The organism is Enterobacter sp. Lyrl_3, assembly GCF_051948675.1.
In the GTDB taxonomy this organism is placed as follows: Bacteria; Pseudomonadota; Gammaproteobacteria; order Enterobacterales; family Enterobacteriaceae; genus Enterobacter; species Enterobacter cloacae.
Genome location: NZ_JAYJLI010000008.1, coordinates 143,497 through 162,464 on the forward strand (window position 1 = coordinate 143,497; position 18,968 = coordinate 162,464).

17 protein-coding genes are annotated in these 18,968 nt (G+C 59.6%); 13 read left to right on the forward strand and 4 right to left on the reverse strand.

Annotated features, from left to right (window positions below; translation table 11 throughout):
* The first annotated feature begins 199 nt into the window (after positions 1 to 199).
* From hycA to hycI, 9 genes are all read left to right on the forward strand, one after another.
* A complete protein-coding gene (hycA, locus tag VF709_RS15970; RefSeq protein WP_013098469.1) occupies positions 200 to 664 on the forward strand; it encodes a formate hydrogenlyase regulator HycA in 465 nt (154 codons plus the stop codon).
* 70 nt (positions 665 to 734) lie between these two features.
* Positions 735 to 1,343, forward strand: coding sequence for a 4Fe-4S dicluster domain-containing protein (locus VF709_RS15975; RefSeq protein WP_149896897.1), 609 nt, complete (start codon positions 735 to 737; stop codon positions 1,341 to 1,343).
* Positions 1,340 to 3,154 (forward strand): formate hydrogenlyase subunit 3, encoded by a 1,815-nt coding sequence (gene hycC / locus VF709_RS15980; RefSeq protein WP_149896896.1) that lies wholly within the window; start codon positions 1,340 to 1,342, stop codon positions 3,152 to 3,154. The genes VF709_RS15975 and hycC overlap by 4 nt, the downstream gene beginning before the upstream one ends.
* A gap of 1 nt (position 3,155) precedes the next feature.
* The gene (locus tag VF709_RS15985) at positions 3,156 to 4,079 is read left to right on the forward strand and encodes a respiratory chain complex I subunit 1 family protein (protein WP_013098466.1); all 924 of its coding nucleotides are present in this window, start codon (positions 3,156 to 3,158) and stop codon (positions 4,077 to 4,079) included.
* 15 nt (positions 4,080 to 4,094) lie between these two features.
* The gene (gene hycE / locus VF709_RS15990; protein ID WP_013098465.1) at positions 4,095 to 5,804 is read left to right on the forward strand and encodes a formate hydrogenlyase subunit HycE; all 1,710 of its coding nucleotides are present in this window, start codon (positions 4,095 to 4,097) and stop codon (positions 5,802 to 5,804) included.
* A gap of 9 nt (positions 5,805 to 5,813) precedes the next feature.
* Entirely contained in the window at positions 5,814 to 6,356 is a 543-nt protein-coding gene (locus VF709_RS15995; RefSeq protein WP_023620172.1) for a formate hydrogenlyase complex iron-sulfur subunit, read from the forward strand.
* Positions 6,356 to 7,123, forward strand: coding sequence for an NADH-quinone oxidoreductase subunit B family protein (locus VF709_RS16000; protein ID WP_014833050.1), 768 nt, complete (start codon positions 6,356 to 6,358; stop codon positions 7,121 to 7,123). Before VF709_RS15995 ends, VF709_RS16000 begins: the two co-directional genes overlap by 1 nt.
* A complete protein-coding gene (locus VF709_RS16005) occupies positions 7,120 to 7,530 on the forward strand; it encodes a formate hydrogenlyase maturation HycH family protein (RefSeq protein WP_014833049.1) in 411 nt (136 codons plus the stop codon). The genes VF709_RS16000 and VF709_RS16005 overlap by 4 nt, the downstream gene beginning before the upstream one ends.
* On the forward strand, positions 7,523 to 7,984 hold the full coding sequence (hycI, locus tag VF709_RS16010) for a hydrogenase maturation peptidase HycI (protein WP_038420483.1): 462 nt from the start codon (positions 7,523 to 7,525) through the stop codon (positions 7,982 to 7,984). Before VF709_RS16005 ends, hycI begins: the two co-directional genes overlap by 8 nt.
* A gap of 60 nt (positions 7,985 to 8,044) precedes the next feature.
* On the opposite strand, the gene VF709_RS16015 is transcribed toward hycI, so the two are convergent.
* A complete protein-coding gene (locus VF709_RS16015) occupies positions 8,045 to 9,469 on the reverse strand; it encodes a 6-phospho-beta-glucosidase (RefSeq protein ID WP_038420482.1) in 1,425 nt (474 codons plus the stop codon).
* 18 nt (positions 9,470 to 9,487) lie between these two features.
* Entirely contained in the window at positions 9,488 to 10,939 is a 1,452-nt protein-coding gene (ascF, locus tag VF709_RS16020; protein WP_013098459.1) for a PTS cellobiose/arbutin/salicin transporter subunit IIBC, read from the reverse strand.
* Between the two features lie 215 nt (positions 10,940 to 11,154).
* Here ascF and VF709_RS16025 point away from each other — a divergent pair, with 215 nt between their 5' ends.
* From VF709_RS16025 to VF709_RS16040, 4 genes are all read left to right on the forward strand, one after another.
* Positions 11,155 to 12,168 (forward strand): LacI family DNA-binding transcriptional regulator, encoded by a 1,014-nt coding sequence (locus VF709_RS16025; protein ID WP_029883949.1) that lies wholly within the window; start codon positions 11,155 to 11,157, stop codon positions 12,166 to 12,168.
* A gap of 134 nt (positions 12,169 to 12,302) precedes the next feature.
* Positions 12,303 to 12,848, forward strand: a complete 546-nt coding sequence (hydN, locus tag VF709_RS16030; protein ID WP_014833044.1) for an electron transport protein HydN — start codon at positions 12,303 to 12,305, stop codon at positions 12,846 to 12,848.
* Between the two features lie 6 nt (positions 12,849 to 12,854).
* Entirely contained in the window at positions 12,855 to 15,071 is a 2,217-nt protein-coding gene (hypF, locus tag VF709_RS16035; RefSeq protein WP_149896895.1) for a carbamoyltransferase HypF, read from the forward strand.
* Position 15,072: 1 nt separating this feature from the next.
* A complete protein-coding gene (locus VF709_RS16040) occupies positions 15,073 to 16,095 on the forward strand; it encodes a HoxN/HupN/NixA family nickel/cobalt transporter (protein WP_038984766.1) in 1,023 nt (340 codons plus the stop codon).
* 286 nt (positions 16,096 to 16,381) lie between these two features.
* Here the strand turns inward: VF709_RS16040 and norW are convergent, their stop codons facing one another.
* Positions 16,382 to 17,515 (reverse strand): NADH:flavorubredoxin reductase NorW, encoded by a 1,134-nt coding sequence (norW, locus tag VF709_RS16045; protein ID WP_062856977.1) that lies wholly within the window; start codon positions 17,513 to 17,515, stop codon positions 16,382 to 16,384.
* Positions 17,512 to 18,954, reverse strand: coding sequence for an anaerobic nitric oxide reductase flavorubredoxin (gene norV, locus VF709_RS16050; protein WP_013098452.1), 1,443 nt, complete (start codon positions 18,952 to 18,954; stop codon positions 17,512 to 17,514). The genes norW and norV overlap by 4 nt, the downstream gene beginning before the upstream one ends.
* Between the last annotated feature and the right edge of the window lie 14 nt (positions 18,955 to 18,968).

The window sequence follows — 18,968 nt, forward strand, 5'->3', positions numbered from 1 at the left end:
AATGAATTGCCCCGTTAATGCAATAACAATGCCAGCCTGGTTTTGGTTAGGGGGTGACGATGTCAACGCTGTCGAAATGACACGTCGACACCCTCTTGTTGACAGCCTGTTTTGAATTAAATCCATTAAATATCAATGTATTAAAAACTGGCATGGAATCTGCTTAACAGCCGCTATCTCCATAAACCGGATACCTTCTATGACTATTTGGGAAATTAGCGAAAAAGCGGATTACATCGCGCAGCGTCACCAGCAGTTACAGGACCAGTGGCACCTTTACTGCAACTCGCTGGTCCAGGGGATCACCCTCTCCAAAGCCCGTCTTCACCACGCTATGAGCTGTGCGGCGCAGGGGGATATGCGCTTTGTTTTGTTCGGCCATTTCACGATTTACGTCACCCTGGCCGACACCTTCAACAGTCACACCATTGAGTACTACGTCGAGACAAAAGAGGGTGAAAAACAGTGTATTGCGAAGGCGCAACTGATGGCCGACGGCATGGTTGACGGTCACGTCAGCAACCGCGATCGCCAGCAGGTGCTGGAGCACTATCTGGAAAAAATCGCGCCGGTTTATAACGGTCTGTACACCGCCGTTGAACACGATCTCCCGGTCAACCTGAAGCAGCTGATGGATGAACACGCCTCAGCGGACGTGGCCTGATCATCACGTGTCGAGAAGTGTCGACATGACAGTTTTTCGTCAAAAATGACTATCACCAGAGGATGACCCGGTGAACCGTTTTGTAATTGCTGACTCGACGGTCTGTATTGGCTGTCGAACCTGTGAGGCGGCCTGTTCGGAAACGCACCGCCTGCACGGGCTCCAGTCCATGCCGCGCCTGCGCGTCATGCGTAATGAAAAAGAGTCTGCCCCGCAGCTCTGCCACCACTGTGAAGATGCGCCGTGCGCGGGCGTCTGTCCGGTGAATGCCATCACCCGCGTTGACGGCGCGGTACAGCTGAACGAAAGCCTGTGCGTGAGCTGCAAGCTGTGCGGCATAGCCTGCCCGTTCGGTGCGATTGAATTTTCCGGCAGCCGTCCGCTGCATATTCCGGCGAATGCCAATACTCCAAAAGCGCCGCCTGCTCCCCCGGCTCCGGCACGTGTCAGTACGTTGCTTGACTGGGTGCCCGGCGTGCGTGCGGTGGCGGTGAAGTGCGACCTGTGCAGCTTCGATGAGCAGGGCCCGGCCTGCGTGCGCACCTGCCCGACCAAAGCGCTGATTCTGGTCAACATTCGCGATATTGCCCGCACCAGCAAACGCAAGCGCGAGCTGACCATTAATACCGACGTCGGCGATATTTCTCTGCTTCAGGCGCTTAACGAGGGGGCGAAATGAACGCGATATTCATGATTAACAGCGCCGTGGCGTACTTTGCCGCCGCTGCTGTGCTGGCGTGGCTCCTGTCATTCCATAAAACCCTGAGCGGCTGGATCGCCGGTATCGGCGGGGCGGTGGGCAGCCTGATGACGCTGGCAGCAGGTACGGCAGTGTTACTCAGCGGTCAGACCGCCGAAGCAATGATTCCGATCGTCCGTCATACCGTTCAGCTCACGCCGCTGAACGCCATCTGGCTGGTGACTTTTGGTCTGTGCGGGATGTTTATCAGCCTGTTCAATATTGACTGGCACCGCCATCAGCACACCCGCGCGAATGGTCTGCTGGTTAATCTGCTGATGGCGTCGGCGGTCTGCACCGTCATTGCCAGCAACCTCGGCGCGCTGGTGGTGATGGCGGAGATCATGGCGCTCTGCGGCGTATTCCTGACGGGATGTAGCGCCTCCGGCAAGCTGTGGTTTGCGCTCGGTCGCCTCGGCACGCTGCTGCTGGCGCTGGCCTGCTGGCTGGTGTGGCAACGTTTCGGCACGCTCGACTTCGCAGCGCTTAACGGTCAGCCGCTGGGAAATGACGTCTGGCTGCTGGGCGTGGTGGGCTTTGGCCTGCTGGCCGGGATCATCCCTCTGCACGGCTGGGTGCCGCAGGCGCACGCGAATGCCTCTGCACCCGCCGCCGCGTTGTTTTCCACCGTGGTGATGAAAGTCGGTCTGTTCGGCGTTCTGACGATCACCCTGACCGGCGGCCAGCCGCCGCTGTGGTGGGGTGTCGCGCTGCTTATCGCAGGTATGGTTACCGCCTTTGTCGGCGGGCTGTATGCGCTGATGGAGCACAACATTCAGCGTCTGCTGGCGTACCACACCCTGGAAAATATCGGCATTATCCTGCTCGGCATCGGCGCAGGCGTGACCGGCCTGGCACTTAATCAACCGGCGCTGATTGCCGCCGGGTTTATCGGGGGGCTGTATCACCTCGTTAACCACAGCCTGTTTAAAAGCACCCTGTTCCTGGGCGCGGGCAGCGTCTGGTTCCGTACCGGTCATCGGGATATCGAAAAACTCGGCGGCATTGGCAAAAAGATGCCGGTGATTTCTCTCGCCATGCTGGTCGGGCTGATGGCGATGGCCGCGTTGCCGCCGCTGAACGGCTTTGCGGGCGAGTGGGTGATCTACCAGTCCTTCTTCGCGCTCGGTCAGAGCGACGCCTTTATCGCCCGACTGCTCGGCCCGCTGCTGGCGGTTGGGCTGGCGATAACCGGGGCGTTGGCGGTGATGTGTATGGCAAAAGTCTACGGCGTCACCTTCCTCGGCGCACCGCGCACCCGCGAAGCGGAAAACGCCTGCTGCGCCCCGGTACTGATGTGTGCCAGCGTGGTCGCGCTGGCGCTGTGCTGCATCGCGGGCGGGGTCGCCGCCCCATGGCTGCTGCCGCTGCTGGGTAACGCCATTCCACTGCCGCTGACCACCGCCCATACCACCGTCTCCCAGCCAATGATGGCGCTGCTGCTGATTGCCGCACCGCTGCTGCCGTTTGTGCTGATGCTGTTCTTCAGGCGCGACCGACTCCCCTCCCGCTCGCGCGGGGCGGCCTGGGCCTGTGGCTACGAACACGAACAATCGATGGTCATCACCGCCCACGGTTTTGCCATGCCGGTGAAAGAGAACTTCGCTGCCGTGCTGAAGCTGCGCCACTGGCTGAACCCGGTGGGCTGGATGCCGGGCTGGCAGAGCGCCGCCGTACCTGCGCTGTTCCGCCGTCTGGCGCTGATCGAGCTGGCGGTGCTGGTGGTCATTGTGATTTCACGAGGAGCCTGACATGAGTCTGTTACTGGCAATACTTCAGGCGCTGGTGCTGTTCGCCGTTGCGCCACTGCTGTCGGGCATCACGCGCGTGGCGCGCGCCCGGATGCACAACCGTCGCGGGCCTGGCGTGCTCCAGGAGTACCGCGATCTCTTCAAGCTGCTCTCCCGCCAGAGCGTGGCGCCGGATGCCGCAGGCTGGGTCTTCCGCCTGACGCCGTTCGTGATGGTCGGCGTGATGCTGACCATCGCCACCGCGCTGCCGGTGGTGACGGTGGGCTCGCCGCTGCCTGCACTTGGGGATCTGATTACGCTGATTTACCTCTTCGCCATTGCCCGCTTCTTCTTTGCTATTGCGGGCCTGGATACCGGCAGCCCGTTTACCGGTATCGGCGCCAGCCGCGAGGCGATGCTGGGCGTGCTGGTCGAACCGATCCTGCTGCTGGGGCTATGGGTGGCCGCGCAGGTCGCGGGTTCCACCCATATCAGCTTTATCACCCACACCGTTTACCACTGGCCGGTGTCACGTACCCTCCCGCTAGTGCTGGCCCTTTGCGCCTGCGCATTCGCCACCTTTATTGAGATGGGCAAACTGCCGTTTGACCTCGCAGAAGCCGAACAGGAGTTGCAGGAAGGGCCGCTCACCGAATACAGCGGCTACGGCTTTGCGGTGCTTAAGTGGGGCATCAGCCTTAAGCAGCTGGTGGTCCTGCAGATGTTTGTTGGCGTCTTCTTCCCGTGGGGGCAGATGACGCACTTCTCCGCTGGGGGGCTGGTATTGGCCGTGGTGGTTGCCGCGCTCAAATTGCTGGTCGGCGTGCTGGTGATTGCCCTGTTTGAAAACAGCATGGCACGTCTGCGCTTTGTCGCGACCTCGCGCATCACCTGGGCCGGTTTTGGTTTTGCATTTTTAGCGTTCGTCTCCTTGCTGGTGGCGTGATTAAAGAGAGTATTTATGTCTGAAGAAAAGAAAGGTCAGCAGTATCTCGCCGCGTTGCATCAGGCTTTTCCGGGTGTTGTGCTGGATGAAGGATGGCAGACCAAAGACCAGGTAACCGTCACCATTAAGGTGAACTATCTGCCGGAAGTGGTGGAATTTCTTTACTACCAGCAGGGTGGCTGGCTGTCGGTGCTGTTCGGCAATGACGAGCGTCAGCTGTGCGGCAATTACGCGGTGTACTACGTGATGTCTATGGAGAAGGGCGAGAAGTGCTGGCTTACTGTGCGCGTGGAAGTCGACCCGAACAAGCCGGAGTACCCGTCCGTCACACCGCGCGTGCCTGCCGCCGTCTGGGGCGAGCGCGAAGTGCGTGACATGTATGGCCTGGTGCCGGTGGGTCTGCCGGATGAACGCCGCCTGGTGCTGCCGGACGACTGGCCGGACGAACTGTATCCGCTGCGCAAGGACAGCATGGACTACCGCCAGCGTCCGGCCCCGACCACCGACAGCGAAACCTACGAGTTCATTAACGAACTCGGCAACAAAAAGAACAACGTGGTGCCGATTGGCCCGCTGCACGTCACCTCTGATGAACCAGGCCACTTCCGCCTGTTTGTTGACGGCGAAAACATCATTGACGCCGACTACCGTCTGTTCTACGTCCATCGCGGCATGGAAAAGCTGGCGGAAACCCGGATGGGCTATAACGAGGTGACATTCCTCTCGGACCGTGTGTGCGGCATCTGCGGCTTCGCCCACAGCACCGCCTATACCACCTCGGTGGAGAACGGCATGGGGATCGTGGTGCCGGAGCGCGCGCAGATGATCCGCGCCATTTTGCTGGAAGTGGAACGTCTGCACTCGCACCTGCTGAATCTCGGTCTGGCCTGTCACTTTGTCGGTTTCGACTCCGGGTTTATGCAGTTCTTCCGCGTGCGCGAGGCGTCGATGAAGATGGCGGAGATCCTCACCGGGGCGCGTAAAACCTACGGTCTGAACCTGATCGGTGGGATCCGCCGTGACCTGCTTAAAAACGACATGATCCAGACCCGACAGCTGGCACAGCAGATGCGTCGCGACGTGCAGGAGCTGGTGGATATGCTGCTCAGCACGCCCAACATCGAGCAGCGTACCGTGGGGATCGGCCGCCTTGATCCGGAGATCGCCCGCGACTTCAGCAACGTTGGCCCGATGGTGCGCGCCAGCGGCCACGCCCGCGACACCCGCGCCGATCACCCGTTTGTCGGTTACGGCCTGCTGCCAATGACCGTACACAGCGAACAGGGCTGCGACGTCATCTCCCGCCTGAAGGTGCGTATCAACGAGGTCTTCACCGCGCTGAATATGATCGACTTTGGGCTCGATAACCTGCCGGGCGGCCCGCTGATGGTGGAGGGCTTCACCTACATCCCGAACCGCTTTGCCCTCGGCTTTGCCGAAGCGCCGCGCGGGGACGACATCCACTGGAGCATGACCGGCGATAATCAGAAGCTTTACCGCTGGCGCTGCCGTGCGGCCACCTACGCCAACTGGCCAACCCTGCGCTATATGCTGCGCGGCAACACGGTCTCCGACGCGCCGCTGATCATCGGCAGCCTCGACCCGTGCTACTCCTGCACCGACCGCATGACCGTGGTGGACGTGCGCAAGAAGAAAAGCCAGGTGGTGCCGTACAAAGAGCTTGAGCGCTACAGCATCGAGCGTAAGAACTCGCCGCTGAAATAAGGACTCGTCATGTTTACCTTTATCAAAAAAGTGATCAAAACCGGCACGCCCACCAGCCGCTACCCGCTGGAGCCGATGCCGGTGGATAAAAACTTTCGCGGCAAGCCGGAGCACAACCCGCAGCAGTGCATTGGCTGTGCGGCCTGCGTCAACGCCTGTCCGTCGAATGCCCTGACGGTGGAAACGGATCTGAAAACCGGCCAACTGGCCTGGCAGTTTAACCTCGGACGCTGCATCTTCTGCGGCCGCTGCGAAGAGGTTTGCCCGACGGTCGCCATTCGTCTGTCTCAGGAGTACGAGCTGGCGGTGTGGAAGAAAGAGGACTTTTTGCAGCAGTCGCGTTTTGCCCTGTGTAACTGCCGCGTCTGCAAACGTCCGTTCGCCGTGCAAAAAGAGATCGACTATGCCATCGCGCTGCTTAAGCACAACGGCGATGCCCGCGCGGAGCATCATCGCGAAAGCTTTGAAACCTGCCCGGAATGCAAACGGCAGAAATGCCTGCTGCCGTCCGACCGCATCGATATCACCCGTCATATGAGAGAGGCCAGCTGATGGAAAACTTACTCGGTCCGCGCGACGAGCGGGGCATTCCGGTGCCAATGACGGTGGAGGAGTCCATCGCCAGCATGAAAGCGTCGCTGTTGAAAAAAATCAAACGCTCGGCCTACGTTTACCGCGTGGACTGCGGCGGCTGCAACGGCTGCGAGATTGAGATCTTCGCCACGCTGTCACCGCTGTTTGACGCCGAACGCTTCGGCATCAAAGTGGTGCCGTCTCCGCGTCATGCCGACATTCTGCTGTTCACCGGGGCCGTCACCCGCGCCATGCGATCGCCCGCGCTGCGCGCCTGGCAGTCTGCGCCCGATCCGAAAATCTGCATCTCCTATGGGGCGTGCGGTAACAGCGGCGGCATCTTCCACGACCTCTACTGCGTGTGGGGCGGCACCGACAAAATCGTGCCGGTGGACGTCTACATTCCGGGCTGTCCGCCGACGCCTGCCGCCACGCTGTACGGCTTTGCCATGGCGCTCGGCCTGCTGGAGCAGAAAATCCACGCCCGTGAACCGGGTGAACCCGACAATCAGCCTGCGATGATCCTGCACCCGGACATGGTGCAGCCGCTGCGGGTGAAGGTAGACCGCACGGCGCGCAGGCTGGCGGGCTATCGCTATGGCCGCCAGATTGCCGACGATTACCTGCGCCTGCTGAGCCAGGGCGAGCACCAGGTGGCGCGCTGGCTGGAGGCGGAAAACGATCCGCGTCTCAATGAGATTGTGGCGAACCTGAACAGCATTGTGGATGAGGCGCGTATCCGATGAGTGAGACGGTGGTGTTCAGTCAGCTGAGCCGTAAATTTATTGATGAGAACGATGCCACGCCGGACGCGGCGCAGCAGGTGGTCTATTACAGCCTGGCGATTGGGCATCACCTCGGGGTGATCGACTGCCTGGAGGCGGCGCTGAGCTGCCCGTGGTCCGACTATCTGGCGTGGATCGCCACGCTGGAAGAGGGCAGTACGGCGCGGCGCAAAATGGAAGGGGTACCGAAGTACGGTGAGATCGTTATCGACGCCAACCATATTGCGATGCTGGCGAACGCGTTTGACGCGGCGCTGAAACGGCAAACCCCCGAACAGCAGGCGTGGAGCAAAACGCTGCTCAGCATGCTGCATGATATTCATCAGGAAAGTGCCATCTACCTGATGGTGAGGAGATTACGTGACTGACGTTTTACTGTGTGTCGGCAACAGCATGATGGGCGACGACGGCGCAGGCCCGCTGCTGGCAGAGATGTGTGCCGCGAATCCGCAGGGCAACTGGGTGGTGATTGACGGCGGCAGCGCGCCGGAAAACGACGTGGTGGCCATCCGCGAACTTCACCCTGATCGGCTGTTGATTGTCGATGCTACGGATATGGGGCTGAACCCGGGGGACATCCGCCTGATCGACCCGGACGACATTGCCGACATGTTCATGATGACCACGCATAATATGCCGCTTAACTATCTGGTGGATCAGATCAAAGAGGACGTGGGCGAGGTGCTGTTTCTGGGCATTCAGCCGGACATCGTCGGATTTTATTACCCGATGACACCCCCGGTGAAAGCCGCGGTGGAAGTGGTCTATTCACGGCTTGCGGGGTGGGTTGGAAAGGGTGGGTTTGAACCCCTCTCCTCATAGGGGTGAGGGTGTTTTTTGTCCCCTCTCCCTGTGGGAGAGGGTTAGGGTGAGGGCAACAGGCTACGCCAGATCCCCCCCGTTACTCGCAATCACCTTCTTATACCACCAGAACGACTTCTTGCGTTTGCGCTCCAGCGTGCCGTTTCCGGCATCGTCGCGGTCAACGTAGACAAACCCGTAGCGCTTGCTCATTTCGCCCGTTGAGGCCGCCACCAGGTCAATGCAGCCCCAGGTGGTATAGCCCATCAGCGGCACACCGTCCTCAATGGCATCGCCCATCGCGCGGATATGCTCGCGCAGATAGCTGATGCGGTAGTCATCGTTAATTTCGCCGTTTTCATCAATGACATCTTTTGCGCCAAGGCCGTTTTCCACCAGGAACAGCGGTTTCTGATAACGGTCGTACATCATGTTCATGGTGATGCGCAGGCCGAGCGGATCGATGCCCCAGCCCCATTCGCTCACCTGAATATGCGGGTTGCGCAGGGATTTGACGATGTTCGCCGCATTGGTATTGTTCGCATTCATATCGGCCGACGCGCAGCGCGAGGCGTAATAGCTGAACGATACAAAATCGACGGTGTTTTTCAGCATTTCGTCGTCGCCCGGATCTTTCACAATCACCACCCCTTTTTCGCGGAACACGCGGGCGGAGTAGGCCGGATAGCTGCCGCGCGCCTGCACGTCGATGAAGAACAGGTTCTCGCGGTCCTTCTCCAGCGCCATCCATACGTCTTCCGGCTTGCAGGAGTAAGGGTAGAAATTCCCGCCCGCCAGCATGCAGCCGACCTGGTTTTCCGGGTTTACCTCGTGGGCGATTTTGGTCGCCAGCGCGCTTGCGACCAGCTCGTGGTGCGCGGCCTGGTATTTCACCTGATCTTCGTTTTCACCTTCTTCGAACACCAGCCCCGCGCCGGAGAACGGGCTGTGCAGCATGATGTTGATCTCGTTGAAGGTGAGCCAGTATTTCACCAGGCCGTTAAATTCTTCGAAACAGGTGCGGGCGTAGCGGGCAAAGAAATCCACCATCTTGCGGTTGCGCCAGGAGCCGTACTCCGTCACCAGATGCATCGGCACGTCGAAGTGGCACAGGGTGACCAGCGGCTCAATGTTGTACTTTTTGCACTCTTCAAACACCGCGCGATAGAAGGCAATGCCCTCTTTGTTCGGCAGCGGTTCGTCGCCGTTCGGGTAGAGGCGGCTCCAGGCAATCGAGGTGCGGAACACCGTAAAGCCCATCTCCGCCATCAGGGCGATGTCCTCTTTGTAGCGATGGTAAAAATCGATCGCCTCGTGGCTTGGGTAAAACTCGTCGTCACGCAGCGAAAAACGCTTTTCCTTACCAAGCTTCACCGCCAGGCGGTTTGCGCCGTGAGGGATCATGTCGACCGTGGTCAGCCCTTTGCCGCCTTCACGGTAAGCGCCTTCGCTCTGGTTGGCGGCAAGCGCGCCGCCCCATAAAAATCCTTGTGGAAAAACAGACATTTCTACCTCGTTATACGGTTAAACTTGTGCGGTTTTGGCCTGCACCGGCGCGCTCTGCAGGGCGCGGGCTTTTTCAGCCTCGTCTTCGACCGGGATATCTTCAAAGCCTAATATCAGGGTCAGCACGAAGGAGAGCACGACCGCCAGCGCCATGACGCCGAATACCCAGACAATGGTCATCGGGTTGGCCGGATCGAAGAACTGCACGCTGGTAAACAGCCCCGGCGCCGCCATTGAGTGGCTGGCAAGCCCCGCAATACCGGCCACCGCGCCACAGATAAAGCCGCTAATCAGGCTGGCAATCAGCGGGCGTTTCAGGCGAACCGCCACGCCGTACAGCGCCGGTTCAGAGATGCCCGCCATGATGGCGGAAGCCGCCGCGGCCAGCGCCGTCTGGCGCAGCTCCGGGTTTTTCGTTTTCCATGCCACCGCCAGGGATGAACCGCCGAGCGACAGGTTGGCACCGATTTCCGACGGCATCACCATCCCCTCTTTACCCGTTTCGGCAATGGTCTGAATGATAGTCGGGGTAAAGACGCGGTGCATCCCGGTCATGACCAGCAGCGGCCAGAGTGCGCCCATGATCGCCACGGAGAGCCAGCCCAGATAGCCGTGGATGGTGTAGACCAGCGCGGAGATGGCGCTGCCGATCCAGATCCCCAGCGGCCCAATCAGCACGATGGCGAGCGGGGCGGCAATCAGCACGATCAGCATCGGCTTGAGGAAGTTTTTCGTCACCGCAGGCGTAATGCGATCCACCCAGCGTTCGATATACGACAGGCACCAGGTCATCACCAGCGCCGGGATCACGGTGTAGGTGTATTTCACCGCCGTCACCGGGATAAACGCGAATTCGACGTGCTCACCCTGCGCGGCTTTCGCCATCAGCTCGATAAAGCTCGGGTGCACCAGCACGCCTGCAATGGCGATCGCCAGCGACATGTTGGTTTTGAATTTCACCGCGGCAGATGCTGCCACCATCAGCGGCAGGAAGAAGAACGCCCCGTCGCCGATGACGGTCAAAATGGTGAGCGTCGGCGCGCCTTTCTCCAGCACGCCGGTCATCTCAAGGATCATCGCCAGCAGCTTGACCATCGAGCCGCCGATGATCGCCGGGATCAGCGGCGACATGGTGCCAATCAGCGCGTCGAGGATCCCGGCACCGATGCGGCGCAGGGTCAATTTCTGTGGGCCTTCCGGCACGGCAGGCTGCAGGTCGGTTGGCAGCAGGCTCACCACCTCACGGTACGCCTGAGAAACGGTATTGCCGATAATCACCTGGCACTGGTTGTCGTTACGTACCACGCCCAGTACGCCGCTGATATTTTTCAGGCGTGCGGTATCGGTAGCGGTTTCGTCTTTCAGGACGAAACGCAGTCGCGTCATGCAATGGGTGACGGCGACGATGTTGTCTTTGCCGCCAAGCGCGCTGACAACGTCTTGCGCCAGCGCGGCATAATTTTTGGCCATCGGATGTGATCCTGTTGTCGTTGTGAGAGTATGTAGGAAACCGGTTCCACATAATCATCATGAGTTTCTTTGAATGAAACAAGATCGCATTTTGACCATTTTTTCATTTCGTGATGGCGATCACCAGACGGTTCAAAAAGCGTGAGCGCGTCGTTGCGACAATTGTTTTGCAGTGCAGTACACTGCGTGCCATCAGTATGAAAGGGAATAACAACATGACCACGATGCTTGAAGTGGCGAAGCGGGCAGGCGTTTCGAAAGCGACGGTTTCCCGGGTGCTGTCGGGGAATGGCTATGTCAGCCAGGAGACCAAAGACCGGGTGTTTCAGGCCATCGAAGAGAGCGGCTATCGCCCCAATTTGCTGGCGCGCAACCTGGCGACCAAACGCACCCAGACGCTGGGACTGGTGGTGACCAACACCCTGTATCACGGCGTCTATTTTAGTGAGTTGCTGTTTCACGCCGCCCGCATGACGGAAGAGAAGGGGCGGCAGCTGATCCTGGCGGACGGCAAGCACAGCGCCGATGAAGAGCGCGAAGCCATCCAGTACCTGCTTGATATGCGCTGTGACGCGGTCATTATCTATCCGCGTTTTCTGAGCGTGGAAGAGATGGACGAGATCGTCGAGAAATACGAGCAGCCGATCATGGTACTGAACCGTCGCCTGCGTAAAAACAGCAGCCACAGCGTCTGGTCAGATCATAAAGCCTCCTGTCAGGAAGCGGTGTCACAGCTGATTGAGAAAGGGCACCGTGACATTGCGTTTATCACCGGCTCGCTGGATTCGCCCACGGGCGTGGAGCGTCTCTCCGGCTACAAAGATGCCCTGGCGCAGCACCAGATCCCGCTGCGTCCGACGCTGATCGCCCACGGCAAATGGAACCCGGCCAGCGGCGCGGCGGCCGTGTCTGAGCTGCTCTCGCGCGGCGAAACCTTTACCGCGCTGGTGGCGAGTAACGACGATATGGCGATTGGCGCCATGAAACAGCTTCACGACAGCGGCGTCGCCACGCCTGATGCGGTGTCGGTGGTAGGCTTCGACGATGTGGCGATTGCGCCCTACATCGTGCCCTCGCTCTCCAGCGTGCGTATTCCGGTTACGGAGATGATTAAAGAGACCATCAGCCGCCTGATTTTTATGCTCGACGGCGGCGAGTTTAAGTATCAGCAAACCTTCTCGGGTGAGCTTATCCTGCGCGACTCTGTCATCGACGGCCCGCACCGCTGATGTCGACAGCTGTCATCGTCAGAAGTGACGATGACAGCCCCCGCGACATTTTCTAAATCACTATAAATCAACGAGTTAAAAACTGGCACGGTTTATGAATATCTCCGCGCATGACTGTAATGCTGGAGAAGCAGATGAACCGTTTTATTATGGCCGATGCCAGTAAATGCATTGGCTGCCGTACCTGTGAAGTGGCGTGCGTGGTGTCTCATCAGGCGGAGCAGGATTGCGCTTCGCTTACGCCTGAGACCTTTTTGCCGCGGATCCACGTCATCAAAGGCGTGAATATTTCCACCGCCGCTATTTGCCGTCAGTGCGAAGATGCGCCGTGCGCCAACGTCTGCCCGAACGGAGCAATCAAACGTGAAAAAGGCTTTGTGCATGTGATGCAGGCGCGCTGTATCGGCTGTAAAACCTGCGTGGTCGCCTGCCCGTATGGCGCGATGGAGGTGGTGGTTCGTCCGGTGGTCCGCAACAGCGGCATGGGGCTGAATGTGCGGGCGGAAAAAGCCGAAGCCAACAAATGCGATCTTTGCTATCACCGTGACGCCGGTCCGGCCTGTATGGAGGCCTGCCCGACACACGCGCTGGTTTGCGTGGATCGCGATAAGCTCGAGCAGATGAGCGCCGAGAAGCGCCGTCGCGCAGCGTTCGATACCACCTCATCTCTGCTGTTCTGATCCGTCATGGGCGGTAACGGCGTACAGTTGCGGGTGCGTGGCAAGGTGCAGGGCGTGGGCTTTCGGCCCTTCGTCTGGCAACTGGCTCAGGCGCTGCAGTTGACCGGCGATGTCTGCAACGACGGAGAGGGCGTGCTGGTGCGCCTCGCGGGTAATGGGGGGCATTTCACCGCGAGGCTGCGCCAGGACTGCCCGCCGCTGGCGCGCATCGAGAGTATCGACACGCAGCCGTTCCACTGGTCAACGCTGCCGGAGATATTCACCATTCGCCACAGCGCGGGCGGAGCAATGGACACCCAGATTGTACCGGATGCCGCCACCTGTCCCGCGTGCCTTGCGGAGATGAACGACCCCCACGAGCGCCGCTATCGTTACCCGTTTATTAACTGCACCCACTGCGGCCCGCGTTTTACCATTATCCGCGCCATGCCGTATGACCGCCCGGCCACGGCCATGGCGCCATTCCCGCTCTGCTCGCCGTGCGAAACGGAATACCGCAACCCTGCGGACCGACGTTTTCACGCCCAGCCGGTGGCGTGCCCGGACTGCGGCCCTGAGCTTGAGTGGCGTGCGGCCGATCGGGTTGTCACCCGCGAGCTGGCGCTGAACGCGGCGGTGCAGATGCTGAAAAACGGTGGCATCGTGGCTATCAAAGGGCTGGGCGGATTTCATCTGGCCTGCGACGCGCTTAACCCGCAGGCGGTGGCAACGCTGCGGGCACGTAAACAGCGTCCGGGGAAACCGCTGGCGGTGATGATCCCCAGCGCCGACGGCTTTCCGCAGCCGGTGCAAACACGGCTGCGCTCGCCTGCCGCGCCCATCGTGCTGATCCCTAAAGCCTGGCTGCCGACCTTTCCGGACGACATCGCGCCGGGCCTGGATAGCCTCGGTGTGATGCTCCCGGCCAATCCGCTGCACCATTTGCTGATGCAGGCGACGCAACGCCCGCTGGTGATGACCTCCGGCAACCTCAGCGGCAGACCGCCTGCCATCAGTAATCGACAGGCGCTGGAACAGCTCGCAGAGATTGCTGACGGTTTTCTGCTCCATAACCGCGACATCCTGCAGCGGATGGACGATTCCGTACTGGATCAGGACGGGGCCATGCTGCGTCGGGCGCGGGGTTTCGTGCCGGATGCCATCACGTTACCCGCCGGTTTTAGCTCTGTTCCCTCTATTCTGGCGACCGGTGCCGACATGAAGAATACCTTCTGTCTGGTGCGCGGTAACCAGGCGGTGCTGAGCCAGCATTTTGGCGATCTCAGTGACGACGGTGTCGAGGCCCAGTGGCGTTCAGCACTGTCGTTGATGCAGCAGATCTACGCCTTTCAGCCAGAGCGGCTGGTGTGCGATGCCCATCCTGGCTATCACGCCCGGCACTGGGCACAGGAGCAGGCGCTGCCGGTCGATACCGTACTGCATCATCACGCGCATGCCGCGGCCTGCCTTGCCGAAAACGGCTGGCCGCTCGACGGTGGCGACGCCATCGCCCTGACGCTGGACGGGATCGGCATGGGCGAGCACGGCGCGCTGTGGGGCGGGGAGTGTCTGCGGGTGAACTACCTTGAGTGCGAGCATCTGGGCGGCCTGCCCGCCGTGGCGATGCCGGGCGGCGATCTCGCGGCCATGCAGCCCTGGCGAAATCTGCTGGCACACTGCCTGGCGTTTGTTCCTGACTGGCAACGCTACCCGGAAACCCGCGCCGTACGTTCGCAAAACTGGCCGCTTTTAGCGACCGCCGTTCAGCGCGGCCTTAACGCGCCGCTGGCGTCGTCCTGCGGGCGGTTGTTTGATGCGGTGGCCTGTGCTCTGGGTATTGAAACACAACGCTATGAAGGCGAAGCCGCCTGCAGGCTGGAGGCGCTGGCCGCGCAGTGCCCGGGTGTTGAGCACCCGGTGACGCTTCAGGTTGAAAACCTTGCGCTCTTCTGGCGGCAGTGGCTGGCCTGGCAGGCGCAACCCTGCGAGCGCGCGTGGGCCTTTCACGATGCGCTGGCAAAAGGGCTGGCGGCGTTAGCCCGACACCATGCCCGACGCCTGTCGCTCTCTACCGTCTGTTTCAGCGGCGGCGTGTTGCATAACCGCCTGCTGCGGGCGCGTCTGCGTGCACACCTCTCTGATTTCACGCTTCTTTTTCCCCATCATCTGCCTGCGGGTGACGGGGCTATCTCCTTCGGGCAGGCGGTGGTTGCCGCAGCCCGGTCATGTTCAAAAAGGATGTAAAATGTTACGACGCTTACGCAATGAACCTCGCGCCGCGCTCCTGCTGCTGGCGCTGGTAATGGCTAATCTTCTGGCGTGGGGCTGGGCGTGGAACGCCTTTAGCAGCAGTTCTGCGTTAATGGCCGCAAGCCTGCTTGCCTGGTGCTATGGGTTGCGTCACGCGGTGGATGCTGACCACATCGCGGCCATTGATACCGTGACACGCAAGATGATGCAGCAGGGCAAGCGCCCCTCAGGCGTCGGGGCGTGGTTCTCACTGGGGCACTCCACCATTGTGGTGCTGGCTTCCATCGCCATAGCCGCGACGGCGACCGCGTTTCAGAAAAATATGGCCTGGTTTCATGAAACCGGCAGCCTGATTGGCACGGCCGTCTCCGCGACGTTCCTGCTGGCGATGGCGTTAGTCAATATGGTGATTTTGCGCGGCGTCTGGCGCAATTTTCAGGCGCTGAAAAACGGGCAGGCGGTGCAGGGAGACATCTCCCTCCCGGCGCAGGGCGGAATAATGAACTGGCTGTTTGGCGCGACTTTCCGCCTGGTCAACAAAAGCTGGCAGATGTATCTGGTCGGTTTTCTGTTCGGGCTTGGTTTTGATACCGCCACTGAAATCGGCGTGCTCGGGATCTCTGCCGCCAGCGCCTCAAACGGTATGTCGGTGTGGTCAATCATGATCTTCCCGGCGCTTTTCGCCAGCGGCATGGCGCTGGTGGATACCCTCGACAACCTGCTGATGGTGGGGGCTTACGGTTGGGCATTTAACAAGCCGCAGCGCAAGCTCTACTACAACATGACCATTACCGGTACCTCTGTGGTGGTGGCGGTGTTTATCGGCGGGCTGGAAGCGCTTGGGCTGCTGATGGAAAAATTTGCCCTCAGCGGCGGCATCTGGGATCGCATTGGTGCCGTCAACGATAACCTCGGCAACGCCGGTTTTGTGGTGGTTGGGCTGTTTGTCGCCTGCTGGCTGATTTCCATGATCAACTACCGCTGGCGCGGCTACGACGCGCTGGTCATACATTCCTGAGCGCTGCGCTAAAACCATTGTGTTTGAGGGGTAAAATCGCCATGATGTCGTTCCGGTAAAGCGAAGCAGGGTGCCGTTTTGCTGGAAAAATGGAATGAATATCTTGCTGTTTATGAAGGTTTTTACACTTTTATATTCAGTCAAATGATAAGTTAAGGACAGATGGCGATGATTTACCTCTTTTGTATTTATCTTGCTAATAAATTACGTAAAAAAAAGCCCCGGGACATCGGGGCTGCGGATAATAAAATCCCAGGGTTAAGTAAGCGTGGTAAAAGGTTAAGGGTTAAGCGGGCAGTGATTTCAGTAGCGCGAAAGCCTCCTTCATCCGATCTTCGCTAACCACGAAGGCGCGGAGCTGGCCATCGGCGTCAGAGCCGCGCGCGACCATTCCCTGAGCTTCCACAGCGATCTGCCAGTTCAGATCCTGGCGCTGGGTTTCACCTGCCAGATGCAGCGGCAACGCTGGCGTTTTCACCTTCACCAGCATGGCCGGTAATTTCAGCGGCGCGCTGTTGCCGAGCAGGTTTTTTGCCAGATACATGGCGCTAAGTTGGATCGGCTGCAGGAAAGGCAGTACCTGGCCGTTGATTTCCGCGCAGTCCCCCAGGGCGTAAATGTCGGGTTGCGTGGTTTGCAGGTAGCTATTCACCTTCACGCCACGGCCTGTTTCAGCGCCTGCGCGGTGCGCCAGCGCCGTTTCCGGGCGCAACCCCGTCGCGGCAACCACCACATCGACTTCCAGGCTGCGATTGCAGTCAAGCGTCGCGCGAATGCCGCCTTCGGTTTCGGTCAGATGTTGCAGTTGCGATTTCAACAGCAGATGCACGCCCATGTCGGTCAGACGGTGCTGTAAGCGACTGCTTACTTCTGCAGGCATCAAGGCCGACAGAATGCTTGCCGCGTGGTCGACCAGGGTGACGGCTTTACCCGCCCGACAAAAATCCATTGCCAGCTCGGTGCCAATCAAACCGCCGCCAACAATCATTACCCGTTTTGCATCACGAAGCTTCGTTTCGCTGGCCCTATACTCCTGCTGGCTGTTGAGCGTCATCATCAGCTCGCGGCCGGTAACCGGCGGCACGAACGCAGAGGCCCCCGTCGCCAGCACCAGCTTGTCGTACTGCCAGGTTTTATCTTTCGCTTTTACCACGTGGGCATCGGCGTCAATATCGGTGACCCAGGTGTACGGAAACAGACGCAGGTTGAACTGCTCCGCGAACTCCCCCGCCGTCTGGCGGGTGAGATCGTCGGCGCGCTGGTTCAGGCTAATCACATGGCTTAAATCGGGCTTGTTGTACTCGTCCATGCTGTCGGCCGCGATCATCGTCAGCGGCACGTTAGCGTCCTGTTTGCGGATATTTTTCACCAGCTGGCGGGCGGCAAAGCCCGAGCCGATGATGACGATACCGTTGCTCATTTTGCCTCCGTTGCCAGTTCGTCAAAGACGTCTTTTCCGAGGGAACATTCCGGGCAGAGGAAGTTGTCCGGCACCTCACTCCACGGCGTACCTGGAGCCACGTCCTGCAACGGCTCGCCCAGTTCCGGGTCGTAGATCCACTGGCAGACGCTGCACTGCATGCGTGGACCGAGATCGGCGCTGGCTGCCCCGGCACAGGTTTGCGGCTGTTCGGCGGGGAGTGCTGCGGCCTCAGGAAGCGGTGCAAGCGCCCACTGACGAGCAATATCGCGGCCGTGCTGACGACAGACTTCCAGCGCGTCAAGATCCGGGCGCCATTTGGCCTTCAGGCTCATGGACATCTCAAAACCGGCATCCTGCAGGCGGGTGGAGAGACGATCTACCGCGCCGCCGCTCCAGCCGTGGGAGCCAAAGGCGCTGGCACGTTTGTTACGGAAGCGCAGACCGGTCATCTCTTCCACCAGGCCAGCAATTTTCGGCATCATCACGTTGTTCATGGTGGAGGTGCCCACCAGCACGCCCTTAGAGCGGAAGACGTTGGTGAGGATCTCGTTTTTATCGCTGCGCGCCACGTTGAAGATTTTCACCGCCACGTTCGGGTCCACCTCGTTGATGCCCTGGGCGATGGCGTCTGCCATCATGCGGGTGTTGTTGGACATGGTGTCGTAGAAAATCGTGATGCGGTCTTCCTGATAATCCGCCGCCCATTTCAGGTACAGCTCAACGATCTGGGTGGGGTTTTCACGCCACACCACGCCGTGGGAGGTGGCAATCATATCCACCGGCAGGTTGAAGCCGAGGATCTCGGTGATTTTGGGCGTCACCAGACGGCTGAACGGAGTCAGGATGTTGGCGTAGTAGCGCTGGCACTGTTCGAACAGCTCGGTCTGATCCACTTCATCGTTAAACAGGCGTTCGTCGCAGTAGTGCTGACCAAAGGCGTCATTGCTGAACAGCACCGCATCGCCGGTCAGGTAGGTCATCATGCTGTCCGGCCAGTGCAGCATCGGGGTTTCTACGAAGATCAGCTGTTTACCGTTACCGATATCCAGCGTGTCGCCGGTTTTCACGGTGTGGAAGTTCCACTCCGGATGGTGATGGTGACCGTTGATGGAGTCGATGGCGTTGGTGGTGCAGTAGATAGGGGTATCCGGAATGTGGGACATCAACTCGGTCAACGCCCCGGCGTGATCCTCTTCCGCGTGGTTGATGATGATGTAGTCGATGTCGTTCAGATCGATTTCACTGCGCAGGTTCTGCACGAACTCGCGGCTGAATTTATGATCGACGGTATCGATCAGTACGTTTTTACCTTCACGAATGAGATAGCTGTTATAGCTGCTGCCGCGCAGCGTTTTATATTCCGTTCCGTGAAAATCACGCACTTCCCAGTCACGTTGACCAACCCAATGAATGTTATTTTTAACCAGAATAGACATAGCAACCTCAAATA